Source organism: Paenibacillus sp. FW507-14B1B, from assembly GCF_058781425.1.
In genome coordinates, this window is the sequence record NZ_JBYSWS010000001.1 from 431,860 (window position 1) to 449,460 (window position 17,601).

The window sequence follows — 17,601 nt, forward strand, 5'->3', positions numbered from 1 at the left end:
CCTTGAATGATTTAAGATAGACAAATAAACGCATCCTTATGAACCAAGGACCGCTACTGTCTCTATCCAATTAGATAATCATTTCAAGGTGTTCAACATAGGAATAGATTCCCCTCTCTTACATCTCTAAATTAGATGTTACCAGAAATTAACAACCATTAAAAGGTTTTTTATTTCTCTATAATGACGAAGAGCATCTACAGCTACTCAACTCACTCCTTATACCACTAATAACTCCAACTTATAAAGCCCTTGGAGAATGTCCCAAGGGCTTTTCCTTTATAGTTATTTAAATTAATCATGATTCACATTTTTCTCTTCGTGTCTTTTATAAGCAGCTATTAATATAATTTGTCCTACTAAGAAGAACAGGAATAAAATTACCGTTTCTTGCAACACATGAGTATTATTTAAACTCATCAGTTTCTTCATGCCATTTATACTATAGGTCATTGGAAGGAAAAGATGGATTTTTTGAAAAAATGAGCCCGATAAATCTATCGTATAAGCTCCGCCTGAAGATGAGGTTTGTAACATTGTCAGTAATAAAACAATTAAACTTCCGATCCCAGGGATAAGCTTATTAAATGCAACTATGATACTAGAGAAAGTTGCGGCGACTAATAATAAAAAAGGAATAAAAAGGAGTACCTGATCAATTTTTATATGGATAAACAGGTAATTAATTAAGAGCAGTAGAAAGACCTGACAAACAGCTATGATTAATGGGATTAAGAACTGCTTTTTCCAATATGTAAAAAAGGAATCCCCTTTATTAGCAAAAATGCGTATGATAAATTGATTTACAAATATTCCACCAACAAACAAAGTTAACGATAAGATGTATGGAGCCATTGCCTCACCATTGTTTTTTACAGGGTGTACATCTTTTAAATCCAAAGTTATTACAGAGCTAATAGATGAGGGAATATTATTATGCCCCATTTGAGTGATAATTTGGCTGCTTATTTGATCATTAGCTTCATTAACAAATTGGTTCATAACATTACTCAAAATCTTTGTTGTTGAATAGCTAAGCCCTTCTGAAGTAATTAATTGAATGGTTGGGGACTTTTGCTTTACCACAAAACGGTTTAAGTTTTCTTGAAAATCGTCCTCAAAATAAATTATGGAATATACTTTGCCATCTTTAAGATCCTGATTAGCTGTATCTAAATTCTCTATTCTGTAATTAAAGAGATTTGCTTTCAGTAAATTATCATAGACTGTATTAGGATTCTTGTTCACGATAGCTACAGGTAAATGATTAACTTTCCCATAAGGATCCATCATCGAACCTAGAAATAGACTTGAATAAATAACTGGAATTAATGCTAAAATTCCTAGTATAAAATACAATTTAAACTTCTTCTGCATAATACCCACCTCTTGAATGTATAGTTGCGATACATTATAATTTTTGTAGACATCAATTATCTATAGATATCAAATGTCTGTGTATATAGTAAATCCACGGATATACAATGTCAACAAAACAAGGGGCGATTTTTTTGAAACTAAGCAATTCGTTTATTCAATCTATAGCCATAGTTGTCATGTTAGCCGAGTTACCTGAAGGGGTGAATCTAAAATCTGTAGAACTTAGCAATAGGATGAGAGTATCGCATACATATCTACAAAAGATTGCAAAAAAACTCAAGGATGCAGGCATCATCAAATCAGAAGCTTCCAAGAACGGTGGTTATTCCTTAAATAAAAGTGTTGAAGAAATTAGTTTTTATGATCTTTTTGTGATCATGGAAACACAAGATAGTTTCTTGGAACAGGTGAATTACGATGTGATCTATACCATGTTTCATTCTGAAAAATTAGTTGCTCAATACGGTGAATTAGCGAAGCAAATTTTTACTGAAGCAGAAAACTCTTATAAACAAGTAATGAAAAAGCACTTCATATCTGAAGTAGTTCCCAAAGATAAAGATGGTAATTTCATTGTGATTAATTGGAAAGAAATCCTAGATAAATAAAACAAAACCCACTGATTTAATCAGTGGGTTTTTAAACAGTTTTCACTTCAGCAATAGAGAAAGATTTCTGTACTTATTTGCTTAGTCCAATTTTACCTTTGTACTTTGACGACAGGTACTCCTGCAATGTAATATCTACTTGCTGAGCTGTTGTAATCTCTGCACTTCTATCCTATAGTTATTCGAGATCCCTCCACTCAATGAATGAGCATAGAATACCTCTCCAGGAGTAGCGTGTCAGAATCAATCGTAGATTATATATTTTCCTTCTTCACTTAACTTTTTTAAAGATGTAAGCATATGATTGATTTCTTCATCCGAGTGTCTTTCCCATGAACTTAATTCAGCTAATATTTTCAAAGGAGATTTAGATCTATAGGAACGAGTTGGATTTCCAGGAAATCGTTTATCCGTTACATTCGGATCATTCTCAAAATCACCTAATGGCTCTACAACATAAATTCTCTCTTTGGATTCAGATCTAGCTAATTCAGCCCCCCATTTAGCAGCTTCTAAAGTTGCTGTAAAATATATATAGTTGGATTTTTTATCCTGATAATTGGATAAGTGCAAAGGTTCGAGCAAATCTCCGATTTTTAGTTCTGCTTTAGTACCATGAAAGAATGGACCAGGATCCAAGTTGTATTTTTGATCATCCATATAAACACACCCCTTAAAATTTCTGACTAGCGTATAACAGTATAAGCTAAGTGAGCGCTGAAAAAACAGTCTATAAAAGATTATTGGATGTTGTTATAATATAAGTAGAGAGTAAGATTTAATGCTAATAAAATTGCAATTATTGATGAGATCTCAATACGTTCAACTAATTTTTCCTCTGCTTTGAAAGTTGCATACCACCGATGATAAGCATAAAAACCCCAATTAATGTTAGAATAATCCGAACTAAGGATGGACTTAGTAAAAACACAGTTTCACCTTGCCAGTGCAATCCAAACAAGTTTTCATCCAACCCCACAATCGTCAATAATGGCTTAAGGAACAAACTCAGCGCTAAGAATACGATTCCCCAAATAATATTCCTATTCATTGATTAAACCCTCATTTCCAATCAAGATAAATGATATCGTCACATAGTAAGAGTCGCTTACTCGCACAAGCAGATTTAATTGAACGCGTGTGGCATATATTCGATACCTCGTATTGGTCTTATCTTCACTTAGGTATTAGCCCCTCCTTAATTCCTAACTTTATTCAACAGATCCTGGAAAGTGTCATCAATGTCCTGCAATAGTCGAAGTCTTACATCTCTCTCATCTTGGTTGTCGTCGGATGATGCTGTTGAAGAATCAATCGCTTCACCAAAAATAATGGTCACTTTAGGTCTACTTATCAAGAAACGCCATGAAAATCGTTCTGGACCTATATACACGGCAGGAATAATTGGTGCTTTACTTCTGAGCGCGATCGTTGTTACACCTAGTTTCATCGCATTATTATGCTTGCGCGTTCCGGAAGGGAAAATCCCGAATATCTCGCCTTCCTGCAGTAGTTTACTGGGGATTTTTATAGAACTGGGGACCTGGATGGTCTCGATTTACTGGAAAAGCGTTTAATTCGAGACAAAAGCCACGCAACTGCTTTATTAGCAAACAGCTCTTCCTTTCCCATGAAATGGATTTGACGCGGCAAAACCGCAACTCCATAGGACACTACATCTAGCCAAGAAATATGCCTTCCTGCAAGAATATATCCACCCGTCTTTGGGAGTACCTCCTTATTGATGTATGTCCGCTTAAAGGCAAAAAAAAGAAAGACTTGAACTAACCGACTTGCTATTGCATACATGTTTGTTCTCCTTTACCGACGGTGCATTAGGAGCTGCACCAGAAGGGCATTAATACCTGTTATATCTCTATTCTTCATTGTTGTTCTCCTCAAACTCAAGAAATTTCAAAGTAATACCGATAATACTTAAAATCATGCCTCTCATTCATCATATGAATCAACAAATTTTGCTCATTAATAAGCTTGAAACCGCAGTGTTCAAGAACCTTTTGAGACGGAATGTTGTCGATTGCAACAGTTCCAATGATATATGGAATATCGTACATCTCCTCTATCCATTTAAAAGTTCCTTTTGCTGCCTCTTTAGCGTACCCTTTCTCTCTTGCACACGGGAGGATTCCGTAGCCAAATTCAGGTTCTTTTAGATCATCATGTTCTATTGCAGCGAATTTCACCTGTTTCTTTTTCAAAAACACCTAAGCATAATGTTCCAGTTATAATATCCATCTTCTTATAATTAGAAAGGTGCCAGTTAAAAAATTCTTTTGCTCTTGGCTTCTGCAATTTCCAACCATGGTACAAATCTAAAAGCTTTGTAAATGGCTCGAAATCGTTTTCGAGTTCTGACGACCAGCCTTTTTGTTTCGATATATACGGTGTTTAATTCGCTCATTCATAACACCCCTCACAAAGTATCTTTGAAAAAAGTATCAGTACATACACATTACCATAAATAGGTATTAAAATTTCGTTCTTTCTGCCTTACATCCCTGGTTAACTAAACAAACGACCCTTAATCTCAGCATCATGAATCCAAATAAAAAAAACACCGGTTAAGGTGCTTTTACTACTTTATATGCTGCAATTTCATCAGTAAGGATCAAATAATAAGATTTGTCATTAGCACTGGCACTAGCAATTTGAAGTGCGCCAATCTCTGGATCAAGAATCGTTTGCAGTGTATCTTCTTGATGGTCTTCCAGAGACAAGTCAGTTTTAACTACAACTTCAATAACCCCACCACTCTTCAGAAAATACTTTTCAATTACAAACATTACATCACCTCCCTCGACAACACAGTTCGACATCGATTCGGAAACTTCCTTCAATTATTTAATCAGCAGCGATTTCACTAAAGTTTCAAACTCTATTGAACAGGTGGCTCTTGATCAACATAAATATAAAAAAGCCGCTTAATCAGCGGCTTCTGATGTTACAATTTTTGTCTTCCTACGAATTAACTTATTTATCTTTATAGATAAATCTTTCTCCTTCAATTTCTATACCCTCATCTGTCTTTTTGAGAACTATAGTATCAACATTGTTTTTCACTTCTTTACCGTTGATTTCAACTTTTCTCTGGCTGTTTCTCACTAAATCTACTTCTTTATCATTAATTACAACTTCACTTTGTCCGTTCTTCTCTTGTTTCGAAACTTTATTACCATCTAGCTGGTTTATTTCAATTTTTGGTGCTTCTGAAGCTTGTCCAGTTGTAGCAAAAATAGTAATGCCTCCTACAACTAATGTACTTGCTAATGCTACTCCCAAAATCGATGTTTTCTTTAATTTCATAATAGATACAATCCTTTCTTCGATTCCATTTTTACTAAAATTATTGCAAAGCGAGGTCATTTTTTGACTTTTCTCAGCCATATTTATTAGAGATAAAGCATATTCTGATTTTGTTTCATCTCCAAATTGTCGAATTACTTTCTCGTCACAAGATAATTCAATATCTCTATTTACGATATAGTACATAACCCATACTAGTGGATTAAACCAGTGCAAAGCTACAATGACCGTCAATATGACTTTCCATAATACATCCCATCTTTTGATGTGAACGTATTCGTGGGCTAAAATAAATTGAAGGTTTTTCTCATCGTTCCAATCGAATGATTTAGGAAAAATAATCACTGGTTTAAACAGTTTGTATGTACAAGGCGTTGTTATTCTATCTGATACAGAGATTTGAACCGTTCTTTTTAACTTATTTTTTCGTAGCCATTCATTAAGATAAGAATTATCTTTAACTGGGATAGCAGTTTGAAATTCTTTATAAGTCCTAACATAAAGTATTATAAAGAATACTAAGATCGTGATTGCACCAATGAACCATATTGATAAGACGAAGTCACTCTGTATAGCAAGTGAAAAATGACTATATACCGTATTGGATTCTTGTGGAACCTTAATGACCTCTTTTATAAGATCTGAACCTTGTGTGTTCGTGATATTAGAAAATAGACTTTGAATTAATGGAAGAAAATTAAGTTTTGAATAAAAAGAATAGGGAACGATAAGTTTTAATGCAACTATTCCCCAAAGAATTAATAATGTTACCTTTGGTATCTTATTCATAAACAACAACCTAATTAACATTACACCAATAAGTAGGACCGAAGCGTCTAAGCTCATTTGTATAATATTCATGGTATATCCTTATTCAAAATCTTTAACAATCTGTTTTAATTTAGAAATATCACTAGATGATAATTTTTTTTGATCTAATAAAGATGCAAATAATAAAGATGTTGAACCATTAAACATTTTGTCAATCAATTCGCTTGTTTCTTGTTCTTGAATTTGTTCTTTCGCAATTAAAGGATGACAAATAAAGTTCGGTTCAATTCTTTCAATTGCTCCTTTTTTGATACATTTTTTTATTACCGTATAAGTAGTATTTTTATTCCAACCGATTTTTTCATTTAACTTTTGTGAAAGTTCTTTGGCTGTCAGATCCCCTTCTTCCCACAGAATATTCATAACTTGTAATTCTGAATCAAATAATTTAATTTCCATACGCGCGTACTCCTTTGATTTGTAGACTATTGCAATAATCTATACACGAATACTACTCCGATAGTCTGTGATTGTCAAGACTATTGTGGTAGTCTAAAAATATTCAGGTTGTATTGAGTTCTCCCCTAGTTAAATGACCGCATCATTTACAAATCTTCTGCAATCATGCGGGTATATAAAAAAACGGCAATCGATCATGTGACCGACTGCCGTAATTTTGCCTCTAACTCTTTATCACAAGCCATGAATTATGGTATCTTCATCCCAAAATCCTTTTAATTCATCTAGAATTTGATCCGCAGGTGTTATTGTTGCCTCGAAGATCGTTCTACCTGTTTTTCTTAAGTAATATTGGATTAAGTAATATCCGCAAGCGTAACCAGCGCTGTAAGGCATATTGACCGGTTTAAAGTTCTGAAGTTCGGCGATCTCGTCACCGTAAAGATACGGGGCAATTTGATCAAACCCCGTTAATTGCAATTGCTCTCGGAGCACGGGCTTAATACGTGTGTTAAGTGTTTCTGCACTTGTATTTATTACCCAAGGACCGAGGAATTCTTCTCCAAACATGAACGCAGCAAAGTTTTCAGCTAATCCTTCACTTACAATGAGTTCACCCAAATTAACGCTATGATCCCACTGAATAAATTGATATCTCACATTATGGTTACATTCGTGCGCCAGAGCAACCTTCATCCGAGGAATGGTGTACTCATTTGGCAAGAGTGTACCCCAGATAAACCCGGGAATGCCCCCAAAACCGCTATATCCTTCGTTTATTACTAAGACACGGCTTTCCGGATTCCCTAATTGAATGGTAAACAAATAATCGGAGACCGGGAGGTTAATATCATGTTCTTCAAAAAGAAGCAGACTCTTCTTCACAGTACGCTCACACTCTAACCAAAATGATTCAGACGAAATCAGACCGATCTCAGACGAAATCTGTGGGGTTATCTGATCAGGGGATCGATGCATCATACTATTAAACGTAATAACGTCAAAACCATTCGCCGCTTCCGCTCTAAAAGGGATCTGTTGAATCTGCCATTGTTTCATAAAAGGAGCCATCATTTCGTTTCTAAATAATTCAAGCTTTTCTTCGGGTGAAGCTTCGGCAACTTTTTGATAAATGTGATCTGAACGCAGTGATTGTATATTCATCTCTCTCACTCCTTGTCGTTTATAGTGAGAAGTATGAACTATGACCTAACGTCAGAGTCAAGAACTTTGGTAAACCCTATATATTCATATAATGAGCATATAGTTGCTCGAAGGTTGTAAATCGTTCGACTTCTCTACCGACCTTACCATATTGGTCTACATATTCATCCATCATTTCAAGGAACTTTTCTTTCAAAACGGGTAAATTACTTGCATCAAAGTCCCGCATAAGATCAAATTTCTTGGTTCCTTTCTCCGCAGCCATTTCATCAAGATATTCTTGTGCTCCAAAAGCTGAAAGAAAGGCATAGGAAGCATCGTTCGTATTAACACTGTTCAAGATTTTATTACGGTAGTTGCACCATAATTCTTCGTAGGTTCCCTTCAGATTATCAAAGGTCGGAACAGGTTTAACAATAAAGTTATCACACATTGTGCTATACAACTTCGTAACGCTATTCAACATATTAAAAGATGCTATTCGGATATCTTCAATGGTACGAGCTTCGATAACTGACATGTATACAGATTCAATATCATCTGGAACATAGCGATACGAACATATTTCTTCCAAGTATCGCTTGATTCCTCGTTTAATACACATGTTATTCATGCTGACCAAGGCATTAACTAGATTGTACAAAACACCGGCAGATGCACATCGTACCGATCCGATATCATTACCCAGCATTGTATCGCTGTATCCCTGCTTAGCCAGATCGATCCATGTCTTTGCTCGATTAAGACACGCTTCTCCAATTGGATTCGAGAGTGCATCAAGAGCATTTTGCCTGAATTCGTTCAGCTTTTCTAAATCCTCAGGCTTTGCATAATAGAGTATTTTGAGATCGGTTAAGCTTGATACATTGGGACTCTCCAAGGAGGACTGAGCGTATATTCTTGTATCCCATGGTGTGCAATAGATGTCATATCCAATGTCATCTAAGATGAAGCAACTGGATATCCCCCATCCCCTATCTGTATTATTTATGATAATTAAATCAAGATCACTCTTTTCATGAAAATCTCCCGTGTTAAATGAACCTGTAAGCCCGATAATTGCGATATCGTCTAGAAAATCTCTCTTTACGCGTTCGATTACCATATTGATTAGTTGTTCATTTTTGTCCAATAGCTTGCTCTTTATAATTTCGTTCATTTGTTACACCCCTTCACATAAGCCGGCCGCATTCATTTCAACAACCATAGCTTGAGTCTATCGATTTAGAGGTGTTATTGATATGTATAATTTGTTTTAAATCATCTTTGCACAAAATCCGCTAAACCGTCGATATGACGATTAGCGGATTTCATTAGTTAGTTGAACATTTGGCCGTCAGAATATTGCACGCTGCGCATACCATTGATCCAAATCAACAGAACCTTGTACTCCTAACAAGCGGTAAAAATAACGGTACACCTTGCGATACTTCGATATATCAGGGGGAGCTAGGATCTTCGAGTAACCTTCAAGGAAAGAAGCTGCAGATGTCCCATCGAGCACATACTCTAGTCCTACAAAATCAAATTCGCGCGGGCCTATAGCATAAGCTTCAACATCGACGACCGCTGACAACATACCGTCTTCGATTAAGAACTGTGACGGGTCCAGATCAATAAACACGGGGCAAAAGTGTTCCGGTACAGGTAGATCAATATGCTGACTGATAATATCATCTACCTGCGCCTGGATCTTACGATCATGCTTATAATCGCGCTCGACAAGATGCTGGATCGTTTGGGACATGTGGACGTGGAAGGAATCTTTTCTGTCAATTTGGCCAGATGAAAGGTTTCCGAAGTAATCGTAACGATTTAAATGGACTTGGGCTAGCCACATACCTAACTGATGAAGAAGCGCATGAGATTGCCCAATGAATGCCCGAAGTGTCTCACCATTCATCTTCTCGACAACGAGATACTCCTTGTTATCGATAACAGTTCGCGAATATACCTGAGGTACCCGAATGTCCAAAATGGAGCTGAGCATCGCAGCATTTTTCTCGAAATGTCGCATTTGTCTCGGGTCGATACCAAATAAATCGTAACAGCCCCACCAAAACTCTCGGCTTGGCGCCTCAGTCATTCTGGATGAACGTACGACGTACTCATCTCGAGCAGTTTTGACTAACCATACATCACTGGCATGCCCAGAATAACCTGGATCTAGAGATGTGATCCTCTCGATAGGATCGTGAAAAAGTTCCTGTAGCTTAGACTCGATAGCCATGAATGAAATTCTCCTTATTACTATATTAGTGCCTCAATTAGATTTGAAGACAGCGTTTTTTCAATAATATGGAATTAGACGTGAGAATGTGGGGGTAGTTATACTAGGATAGCTAATATATCTATTAATATCTATTAATGAATGATTTTGGGAGGAACAATGTTCTTGGTATTCCTTTGTTGGGTAGTCGCTGTTATAGCAATTGGGTTCGGCTTTTATACTACTAAAGAAGTCCATAAGAATCGAAAGGTTACTGATTCAATCGTACTGCCTAGTTTCTTAAACATTTCATCCGATACTTTTATAGGTTGGATCTTTGGGGCAATAATCAGTGTAATCGGTAGTATATTATTTGGCTTGTTTGTGGGACTATTATTAAGAATATTACCATGGTGGATGGTAAGAAGTATTCATTTTATCGTAGGATTCGGATTATTTGTATTCGGATTTTATCTCATAATTTCCACTTAAACCAACGACCGTGTCCGTCTGTTTCTGCTAGCGTTTCACGGTGTTCAGTTCCATTAATATAGTAATCAAGATGAAGGTCAGGGTCCCACATATTATTATAGAGATGAAATACTTCTCGTTCATTACCCAATGACTGAATTTGCGCACTTAGTTTATTCTTAGAATCTGCCGGTATCTGGTTGGCCACATGGGTATGAAAAATACAAATGGATGAATCCTGAGAAATAGTAGGGATAATTTCTGGAAGAATGGATATCCCGTCTCCTTCAATCAGTTCAATGGGCTGGCTTTTTAAGTAATCAGCTGCTTTTTCAAAATACGTATTACGTTCCTTGTGTTCTGGCCAAATCAGTGCTTTTAGCCAAAGATAATCTTCGGAATTGTTTAGGTTATTAACGTGTAAGTCTAATCCGATTCTGCGTGTGACAGGTGGACTATGCTCAAACAAAAATGGAGACCTATCTCCTTTAATTTCTGCACGTAGCTCTAACGTCGAATGTTTAGATCCGTATTTTTGGCTGGAATTATAAGAGTAGGTATATTGGTCCCATAGAAGTTGCAGACCCGCACTTGTTCCCAATTCTATTAGAGTCAGCGACTTCTTTGATATCCTATAGATGTGACAAAAGCTGGGATACAAATAGGCACAACGTCTAACTTCATTCGTTTGGACACGTTTACTTTCTAAAAGTTGAATAATCTTGTTTTCGTTCTGTATACAAAAATCCTTGAAATAAAATATTGCTCCTGAAGCTTCCTTGGGTTGGTCTGCTATGGTGGCATAATACGCGCCTACTTCATGTTCTACCCCACTTAAAAGCAAATAATGAACTGCCCCCAGTAAGAGGTTGGGTACGGGTTGACCCGATTTGGAGTGTGCGGCTAATGTAAGCAAGTCCAAGTCATTTGCTATGTTCGCTGCAAGATGTTCATAAAGCCGACTAGAGTTTTTACACTCTCTTTCTGCAAAAATCCTAAAACGTTCCGATAGAACTTGGATATCCAACACATCCACCACCCTAGCCTTAAAATATTATATTTTCATTCGATATACCCCAGCCTCACCGAGAAAATCTTCTCTGGTCAATCCTTCTTCTCCAAGGAATATCCGATAATTCGTAATTGTACCATCATGTGAAATGATGAATATTCTTTTATAGCTTTCACTGATCCTGCTTAGCATATCCTTCAAAAATAACTTGTTCGATCATATTTATTCCTTCTGTCCAGCAATCCAAGTCGAAATCAAGAAACCCAATATTTCCATATCGAGTTGTGATTTCAGTTTTAGATAGGATGTGATCACATGCAAAAAAGGGAAGTTCGGGGTTCTGAGGAAACATACGCGGACCTACAAATGGTGAAATAATGAAGTCTTTACTATTTTTCAAAATAGTTGCCGTCTCAATAGTACGTATAGTTGGACTTACAAGCACTAGATCTTCAGGATTAATCCTAATTTCATTTCGTAGCTGTGTTACTTGAAACTTGCCGTACTCTGTAAGACCAGGATGTAGCGTATTCAACCGATTTGGATAATCATTGAGATGTTCTCCATGACCGTGACGTATATATATGAATTCCATTTTCCGTCCTCCTAACATCAAATACGATATTAGGTATTTCTACGGTTGTCTTGATCTATCCTGCCCGTTAGTTTTTTTAAAAGGACTCTTGGTAAAATTAACAACGTAAAGGAATGAGACTTTATTTTAAGTCTCATCTAGAATCTATATTGGGTCATTCCTAATATAAATTTACGAAGATGTGATACACAAGAGAGTTGACGACGGTTTAATTTTTCCCATCGCTAAGTTGATGTATGACGATTTCAAGAGCATTATTTTTAGGAGATTGGAAGCGGGCCTATAACGGATGAGCATCTAACATCAAATGCCTCATTTCACATTGATAATGCTAATCATCTTGCCCCTAGTTCAATAAAAGGGCGTCTAATCAAAATGATTAGACGCCCTCGTATTGTTGGCCAATTAGTTACTCAAAATTTTCGATGCCACAAAGGCCAAGTCTTCAATATTGATAACATTGTCCTTATTGACGTCAAGCTTACTGTACTTCTCCCAGTCGACATCCGTTGATCTCTTGCCATATGCAGCGGCGATCATTGCAAGGTCACCAATGGAATGTTTTCCGTCCTGGTTAACATCACCCGGAAGCCCAACAGACGCTTTGTTTACCACTACACTTAACGTAGCGTCTTCCAATGCCTGTTCCAACCCTACACCGTTTGCAATCACGCTATCCATCGCCTGTATCGTCGTGCCCGGTGCTTCGACAGCTGCCAGCGCCTCGAAGGTCAGAATGATATTATCGCCGTTCGTAACCCCACTCCCCATACCAGCAGAAATGACACGAAGTATTCCAGGCGTATCATCTTTTTTATGCACAATTTGAAAGCCCTCGCTTGAGGCTTTATAGGTGACTAACCTCAGCTTTTCTGAGTCGTACATAAAGGTCACATCCTGCCCGTAAACCGGATCCTGAGTATTCTTCAATCCGTAAACAACTACAAACTGTTCACCTACTTCTATCTCTTCTTTAGCGGAAAGCACTCCTGATGTAACTTCGGTCTGTGAACTTTTTTTAAACGCAGCCGAGACGACGACATTTGTTCTTACTCCGTTAAAAGTGTATTGGTTCTGCAAGTTTAACTTGACAGGCTTACTATTGACCAATACGTCTAAGATGTCATAGTTTTTATCAGGTGTTACCGTAATATTAACACTTCCATCCTTTTCTACTTCGTTCTTATCTGCTGTTATCGTTCCACCGCTACCTGCCATTGTTGTTACCTTAAAAGTCTTCTGTTTAAATGATGCATGGATTTTCATATTATCGCTAGTTGCCGTTACATCAAAGACTAATCCATTAAACCCCAATACTTCTGTATCATTTACATACAGCTTATCGAGTTGATATCCTGGTAATGGTTCGATGATGAATGGCTGAGAGGTATTTCTGATTACGCTCAGAACACCATTTGGCGTAATCGTACCACCTTCTCCGGCTGAAGCATGTAAGCTACTATAGGTGTAACTAGTATCTTCACGCAATGTTATAGCCTGAAGCGACATATTGCCGTACGTTGAATCATACAATTGCTTGTTATACATTTTAACCTTTAACTTTTGTCCTGGATGATCTAATTGATAATTAAGTTGTACAATATAACTTTCGGCACCATTTGTCGTAGTATTCTTTCCAAATTCGACTTTATCGTACAATTCATCAGGCTTGCCATCCTCCGTAATATATAACTCCGCCGAAATCGTTGATGCCCAAGAACCAGCAAATATTTTGGCGGATTGTTTGGCTGAAGAATACGGAAGCGTAAATTGAAAACCTCCTCCCGTTCTCTGTGCCACCAAACCTTTGCTATTCCCACTGGTTTCCGTATAATTACGTCCCGTGGCATCTGAATAGGTGAAATTTGTTGCAGTATCTGTGGCCACCTTTTCAATTGTTGTCCCCGTAAGCGTGGTGAAGTCTGTAATGTAACTAGACATAATATTTTTTCTCTCATAAGCATCCGGTGTCTTATTGTTAAAATGAGCCCAGTCCTTTGAGCCTTCAATTGTAAGATCGGCCTGAGCGGGAGCAGCTACTACATTAACGTTCTTCTCCTTCTCTATTAAGGCATTTCTCAGTGTGATCGCCTGGATAAATGCCTTCTGCCCATTATCTACGGATATTGTTACCTTGAGCTTGTCATTTTTCGGAAGCTGATACTTAATTACTAATTCCTTCACTAATACACCCGCGGAACTATTTTTACCAAACGTATTTGAATAATAGATCTTGCTAGGATCATTTGATGAGGTCGCCTGAATTCGCACCATACTATTCCACGATCCTAAATAAATTCTGGCATCTCTCAATTCGTTGTCTCCGTGGAGCGTGAATTCCAGTTTCTTGTTTTGTCCAGAAATACCAGTAAAGTACATGGACTGATTTGAGCTTTCCGTAACTATTGGAACATCACCATTGCTTGTCTGTCCATCTGTGTACAATACTTTCCTCGGATAATCTTTCGGATTCTCGTCAGGCATGCCCGAACTGAATGAAATATCTGCTATTTGATTGGCATTCTTCTTTCTTGGGAAGTCAGATGCTGTAATTCTATCGAAATGCACCCAGTCAAGCTCACCCTGCTCGGTTAAATTAATATTCTCAGAGTAATCCATCAGATCAGCTGCAACATAAGGTTCTACCGCAGGGTCTACAGATTTAACAGTAGCAATGAATTGCCTTGTCGTTGTATATGTCCCCAAAATAATCTGCACCGCTATGATTGCCTTCTTATCCGCGTTTGCTCCGACAGATCTGATTACATTTCCATTCACATCTATAGCGTTTGTCGTAAGCGAGCTTACCTTCACTTGACTACCGTATAACAGTCCTTCAATAGATTCAAATTTAAGCTTATCTGTAATATTGCCCAAATCAGAATTTCCATTTAAGATTTGCGGTAAGATCGTAACTAAGTCTCTATTTACTTTTTCCTCTAGTGTTGCCTTCCCTCCTCCTTCTTCTGGAACACCTGAGACAAACTCGCTTAAGTTACCGTCAATCGAATTTTTAACACCCTGTATGGCCACGTAATATTTTGTATGGTTATCAAGCCCATTAATCGTGAAAGGTAAACTTGTCGTACTATATTCATTAATCTTATCAAAAGGAGTTAAGCCTAGTTGAATCTTGTAACCATCCAGATTAGCTTGATTGCTTATATCAGCATTAACAGTCAAACTATTATCTCCCGGTATAACCGTTACATTTGTCGGAGCATCTGAAGGTTGCTCATACTCTTGTCCTCCATCATTAAGCGAAATGCCTTTTAATGTAATTACTCCTTTTTTACCGGGCTCATTTTCCGCAATAACATATTTAATTAGTATATTCTTATCTTTGGATCCTGCTCTATAAGGAACATCTATAACGTATTCGACTTCCTTATCTCCTCCCCGAAGCTGCATGTTCATGTCAGGCTGCGAACTGTCACTAAGTGATGCGGTCATAGTCGCTTTCGCATTTTTCACTCCTAACACCAGTCTCAAGGTTTGTAAACGGTTATTTGCTGGTGCCATCGCCATGAAACCTTCATTTAATCCGGATTTAGCCATTTCAAATAGCTGTACCCCGTCAATACTGTTCTCCATCTGGATAGCAGGCTTCAGCGTCGCATTTCGGTGGCCGATCGTATTTACGTTGTAAATTAGCCTTTCTTCTTTTGATTTACCATAGCGGTTCTTTATTCCATCAACGACCGTGTTATCTGTTTTATCGCTAAACAAGACAAAGTCTTTACTTTGGATTATGCTATCAATTCGATCCTGTTGATTGTCCAACTCCTGCTTTGCCGCACTCAAAAAAGGAGTATTTCCATCAATGCCATCAACATTAAATATTTGGGTTCCCGCTTTCACATCAAACGTCCTCGTTACATCGTTTATATTAACTTTTAATTTGAACGGTTTTTGGGCATTGACCGTAATCGTTGTGCCGGACGTCCCACTATTTCTTGCTGCTGCCCTCAAGGATACAATGTTATCCGATTGATTAGCTGGGTTACCGAAGACAAGACCGTCCATACCATGCTCTTCTAGAAGTCGTATGCTCCAGTTAATCGTATTCTTCGGCGTATTAACATCAATACCAAGAATATACTCAATAAGTGACGCAATCGGAATCGCACCCGTCCAACCTACAAAGTCCTTTCTCGAAGCTTCATTATCGGAAAATTCCGTTGAGCCTGGTAATGTATATTCGGAGGAATAGTTTTCCCAAAGAGTATGTAGGAAATTTCCATTTCGATCATAGGCACCTTGCTTATACACTTCACTAAAAGCGTTAAGATGCTGTATAGCCATTTGGAAAGCCAAGTCTTCATATCCATACTTTTTCAGACCGTCTAGCGCTTGATAAGAAGTAGGGGCCCAAACGGCACCATTCCAGTAACCACCGGTAGGTTTAAATGAAGAATAATTATAAGCTACCGTTGAAAGACCATTAGGACGAAACAATTCCTCGGAGTTCAACATAGATTGAACAAGCCTTTCAGCCTGTTTCGTCGACGCAACTCCCGCCGTCATAGCCCAAAGCCCAGTCGGCGTCTTTATTTTCGTTAGTGTCCCTTTGCTTCTGTCATAATTGTAGTAAAAACCATCCGTTTCATCCCACAGCGTCGAGTTGATCAGTGCGCTTATACGGTCACGCTCTCCCGCATATTTGTATGCGTTTGCTGTGTCGCCTACTTCAGCTGCAATTTTCGATATACTATCTGCATATTGCACCATCTGTATGCTAATATCGTTATAAACCTCCCTTTTAGCTCCCCAATCCTGATTCGGCGTATTATCCAAACCGTTGGCTTGTCCTGCCGAGTAAAATAGATCCTTCCCTACTCCGTTTGTATATGTACGATTCCTCTTAATAAATTCAAAGTAATCAATCATGCGTTGCAAAACAGTTTTGGATACAGGGCTTACAACATTACTCGGTACATTCTGAATGGAAGATGACATGTATGAAGTCAACGGCTGTGTGAATCGCTCCTTGTCATTATGCAACAAGTATTGCTCCCACTCCGCCCATCCGAACAAAGGCGGATTGATGGCATCGGCGTTATCATACTTATACTGTGGTCTCCCGTTCGTTTCATTAATTATCCTTGAAATAAATCCATTTTGTTTGTCTCCTTCTGTCGTACCATTAGAATCAAATTGCCCACGGTAAAAATTATTCATAGAAGGTAATGTAGGGAACTGTTGGTAACCATACTTGTTAAACAACATCATAAACAATGTATCCCACTGATAAAGATTGTTGTCAAAAGCCTCATCTACCCAATAATCACTTATCCCCGTTATATTCGATTTGTTATTTCTAATGTTATTCTTATGAAACTGCCATGCTTCATCATATAATCGTTCCCAATCCTTATGCTCACCCAGGTAAACTTTAGGTATAAGATCCATATCAATTTTGTATCCGCTTTCGGGAAGCGTTTCAGGAGCTCCTAGTACAACAACCGGTAACAAAAACAAACTTATCATGTTTAATACAATCAAAAATGACATTATCTTTTTAAATAACAACATAATTACCTCCTAGATAATATTATTAAGTTCCAATAAAGTTAACGGTATGTATCACTCCAAAACTGCTCTAATT

At 37.6% G+C, this 17,601-nt stretch carries 16 protein-coding genes; 1 reads left to right on the plus strand and 15 read right to left on the minus strand.

Features of this window, described 5'->3' with window-relative positions; genetic code table 11:
* Positions 1-294 precede the first annotated feature (294 nt).
* Entirely contained in the window at positions 295-1,377 is a 1,083-nt protein-coding gene (locus tag AC3WJJ_RS01900; protein ID WP_492537503.1) for a YhgE/Pip domain-containing protein, read from the minus strand.
* 107 nt (positions 1,378-1,484) lie between these two features.
* On the opposite strand from AC3WJJ_RS01900, the gene AC3WJJ_RS01905 reads away from it, so the two are divergent.
* A complete protein-coding gene (locus tag AC3WJJ_RS01905; RefSeq protein WP_492537505.1) occupies positions 1,485-1,988 on the plus strand; it encodes an RrF2 family transcriptional regulator in 504 nt (167 codons plus the stop codon).
* Between the two features lie 243 nt (positions 1,989-2,231).
* On the opposite strand, the gene arr is transcribed toward AC3WJJ_RS01905, so the two are convergent.
* From arr to AC3WJJ_RS01975, 14 genes are all read right to left on the minus strand, one after another.
* Positions 2,232-2,648, minus strand: coding sequence for an NAD(+)--rifampin ADP-ribosyltransferase (gene arr / locus AC3WJJ_RS01910; RefSeq protein ID WP_492537507.1), 417 nt, complete (start codon positions 2,646-2,648; stop codon positions 2,232-2,234).
* A 166-nt stretch (positions 2,649-2,814) separates the two neighbouring features.
* On the minus strand, positions 2,815-3,039 hold the full coding sequence (locus tag AC3WJJ_RS01915) for a hypothetical protein (RefSeq protein ID WP_492537509.1): 225 nt from the start codon (positions 3,037-3,039) through the stop codon (positions 2,815-2,817).
* 147 nt (positions 3,040-3,186) lie between these two features.
* Positions 3,187-3,546 carry a lysophospholipid acyltransferase family protein gene (locus tag AC3WJJ_RS01920; RefSeq protein WP_492539546.1) on the minus strand — a complete coding sequence of 120 codons (360 nt, stop codon included), beginning with the start codon at positions 3,544-3,546 and terminating at the stop codon, positions 3,187-3,189.
* Positions 3,516-3,797: a lysophospholipid acyltransferase family protein gene (locus tag AC3WJJ_RS01925; RefSeq protein ID WP_492537510.1), complete on the minus strand. Its 282-nt coding sequence runs from the start codon at positions 3,795-3,797 to the stop codon at positions 3,516-3,518. Before AC3WJJ_RS01925 ends, AC3WJJ_RS01920 begins: the two co-directional genes overlap by 31 nt.
* Before the next feature lie 95 nt (positions 3,798-3,892).
* Complete coding sequence (locus tag AC3WJJ_RS01930) at positions 3,893-4,213, minus strand: GNAT family N-acetyltransferase (protein ID WP_492537512.1); 321 nt, start codon at positions 4,211-4,213, stop codon at positions 3,893-3,895.
* Between the two features lie 357 nt (positions 4,214-4,570).
* Positions 4,571-4,792, minus strand: coding sequence for a hypothetical protein (locus tag AC3WJJ_RS01935; protein ID WP_422661252.1), 222 nt, complete (start codon positions 4,790-4,792; stop codon positions 4,571-4,573).
* Positions 4,793-4,979: 187 nt separating this feature from the next.
* On the minus strand, positions 4,980-6,173 hold the full coding sequence (locus AC3WJJ_RS01940) for a M56 family metallopeptidase (RefSeq protein ID WP_492537515.1): 1,194 nt from the start codon (positions 6,171-6,173) through the stop codon (positions 4,980-4,982).
* 9 nt (positions 6,174-6,182) lie between these two features.
* Positions 6,183-6,542: a BlaI/MecI/CopY family transcriptional regulator gene (locus tag AC3WJJ_RS01945; protein ID WP_492537516.1), complete on the minus strand. Its 360-nt coding sequence runs from the start codon at positions 6,540-6,542 to the stop codon at positions 6,183-6,185.
* A 234-nt stretch (positions 6,543-6,776) separates the two neighbouring features.
* Positions 6,777-7,706 carry a DUF2268 domain-containing putative Zn-dependent protease gene (locus tag AC3WJJ_RS01950; protein ID WP_492537518.1) on the minus strand — a complete coding sequence of 310 codons (930 nt, stop codon included), beginning with the start codon at positions 7,704-7,706 and terminating at the stop codon, positions 6,777-6,779.
* Between the two features lie 76 nt (positions 7,707-7,782).
* On the minus strand, positions 7,783-8,865 hold the full coding sequence (locus AC3WJJ_RS01955) for a nucleotidyltransferase domain-containing protein (RefSeq protein WP_492537520.1): 1,083 nt from the start codon (positions 8,863-8,865) through the stop codon (positions 7,783-7,785).
* Between the two features lie 177 nt (positions 8,866-9,042).
* On the minus strand, positions 9,043-9,936 hold the full coding sequence (locus AC3WJJ_RS01960) for an aminoglycoside phosphotransferase family protein (RefSeq protein WP_492537522.1): 894 nt from the start codon (positions 9,934-9,936) through the stop codon (positions 9,043-9,045).
* A 454-nt stretch (positions 9,937-10,390) separates the two neighbouring features.
* On the minus strand, positions 10,391-11,413 hold the full coding sequence (locus tag AC3WJJ_RS01965; RefSeq protein WP_492537524.1) for a DUF2332 domain-containing protein: 1,023 nt from the start codon (positions 11,411-11,413) through the stop codon (positions 10,391-10,393).
* Positions 11,414-11,570: 157 nt separating this feature from the next.
* Positions 11,571-11,993 (minus strand): histidine phosphatase family protein, encoded by a 423-nt coding sequence (locus AC3WJJ_RS01970; protein WP_492537526.1) that lies wholly within the window; start codon positions 11,991-11,993, stop codon positions 11,571-11,573.
* Positions 11,994-12,398: 405 nt separating this feature from the next.
* A complete protein-coding gene (locus AC3WJJ_RS01975; RefSeq protein WP_492537528.1) occupies positions 12,399-17,528 on the minus strand; it encodes an MGH1-like glycoside hydrolase domain-containing protein in 5,130 nt (1,709 codons plus the stop codon).
* Between the last annotated feature and the right edge of the window lie 73 nt (positions 17,529-17,601).

Bases quoted from the DNA above. Each gene is read 5' to 3' on its own strand.
- AC3WJJ_RS01970 (WP_492537526.1), bottom strand. From the start codon at position 11,993: ATGGAATTCATATATATACGTCACGGTCATGGAGAACATCTCAATGAT.
- AC3WJJ_RS01900 (WP_492537503.1), bottom strand. From the start codon at position 1,377: ATGCAGAAGAAGTTTAAATTGTATTTTATACTAGGAATTTTAGCATTA.
- AC3WJJ_RS01950 (WP_492537518.1), bottom strand. From the start codon at position 7,706: ATGAATATACAATCACTGCGTTCAGATCACATTTATCAAAAAGTTGCC.
- AC3WJJ_RS01940 (WP_492537515.1), bottom strand. From the start codon at position 6,173: ATGAATATTATACAAATGAGCTTAGACGCTTCGGTCCTACTTATTGGT.
- arr (WP_492537507.1), bottom strand. From the start codon at position 2,648: ATGGATGATCAAAAATACAACTTGGATCCTGGTCCATTCTTTCATGGT.
- AC3WJJ_RS01955 (WP_492537520.1), bottom strand. From the start codon at position 8,865: ATGAACGAAATTATAAAGAGCAAGCTATTGGACAAAAATGAACAACTA.
- AC3WJJ_RS01945 (WP_492537516.1), bottom strand. From the start codon at position 6,542: ATGGAAATTAAATTATTTGATTCAGAATTACAAGTTATGAATATTCTG.
- AC3WJJ_RS01960 (WP_492537522.1), bottom strand. From the start codon at position 9,936: ATGGCTATCGAGTCTAAGCTACAGGAACTTTTTCACGATCCTATCGAG.
- AC3WJJ_RS01975 (WP_492537528.1), bottom strand. From the start codon at position 17,528: ATGTTGTTATTTAAAAAGATAATGTCATTTTTGATTGTATTAAACATG.
- AC3WJJ_RS01915 (WP_492537509.1), bottom strand. From the start codon at position 3,039: ATGAATAGGAATATTATTTGGGGAATCGTATTCTTAGCGCTGAGTTTG.
- AC3WJJ_RS01905 (WP_492537505.1), top strand. From the start codon at position 1,485: ATGTCAACAAAACAAGGGGCGATTTTTTTGAAACTAAGCAATTCGTTT.
- AC3WJJ_RS01935 (WP_422661252.1), bottom strand. From the start codon at position 4,792: ATGTTTGTAATTGAAAAGTATTTTCTGAAGAGTGGTGGGGTTATTGAA.
- AC3WJJ_RS01925 (WP_492537510.1), bottom strand. From the start codon at position 3,797: ATGTATGCAATAGCAAGTCGGTTAGTTCAAGTCTTTCTTTTTTTTGCC.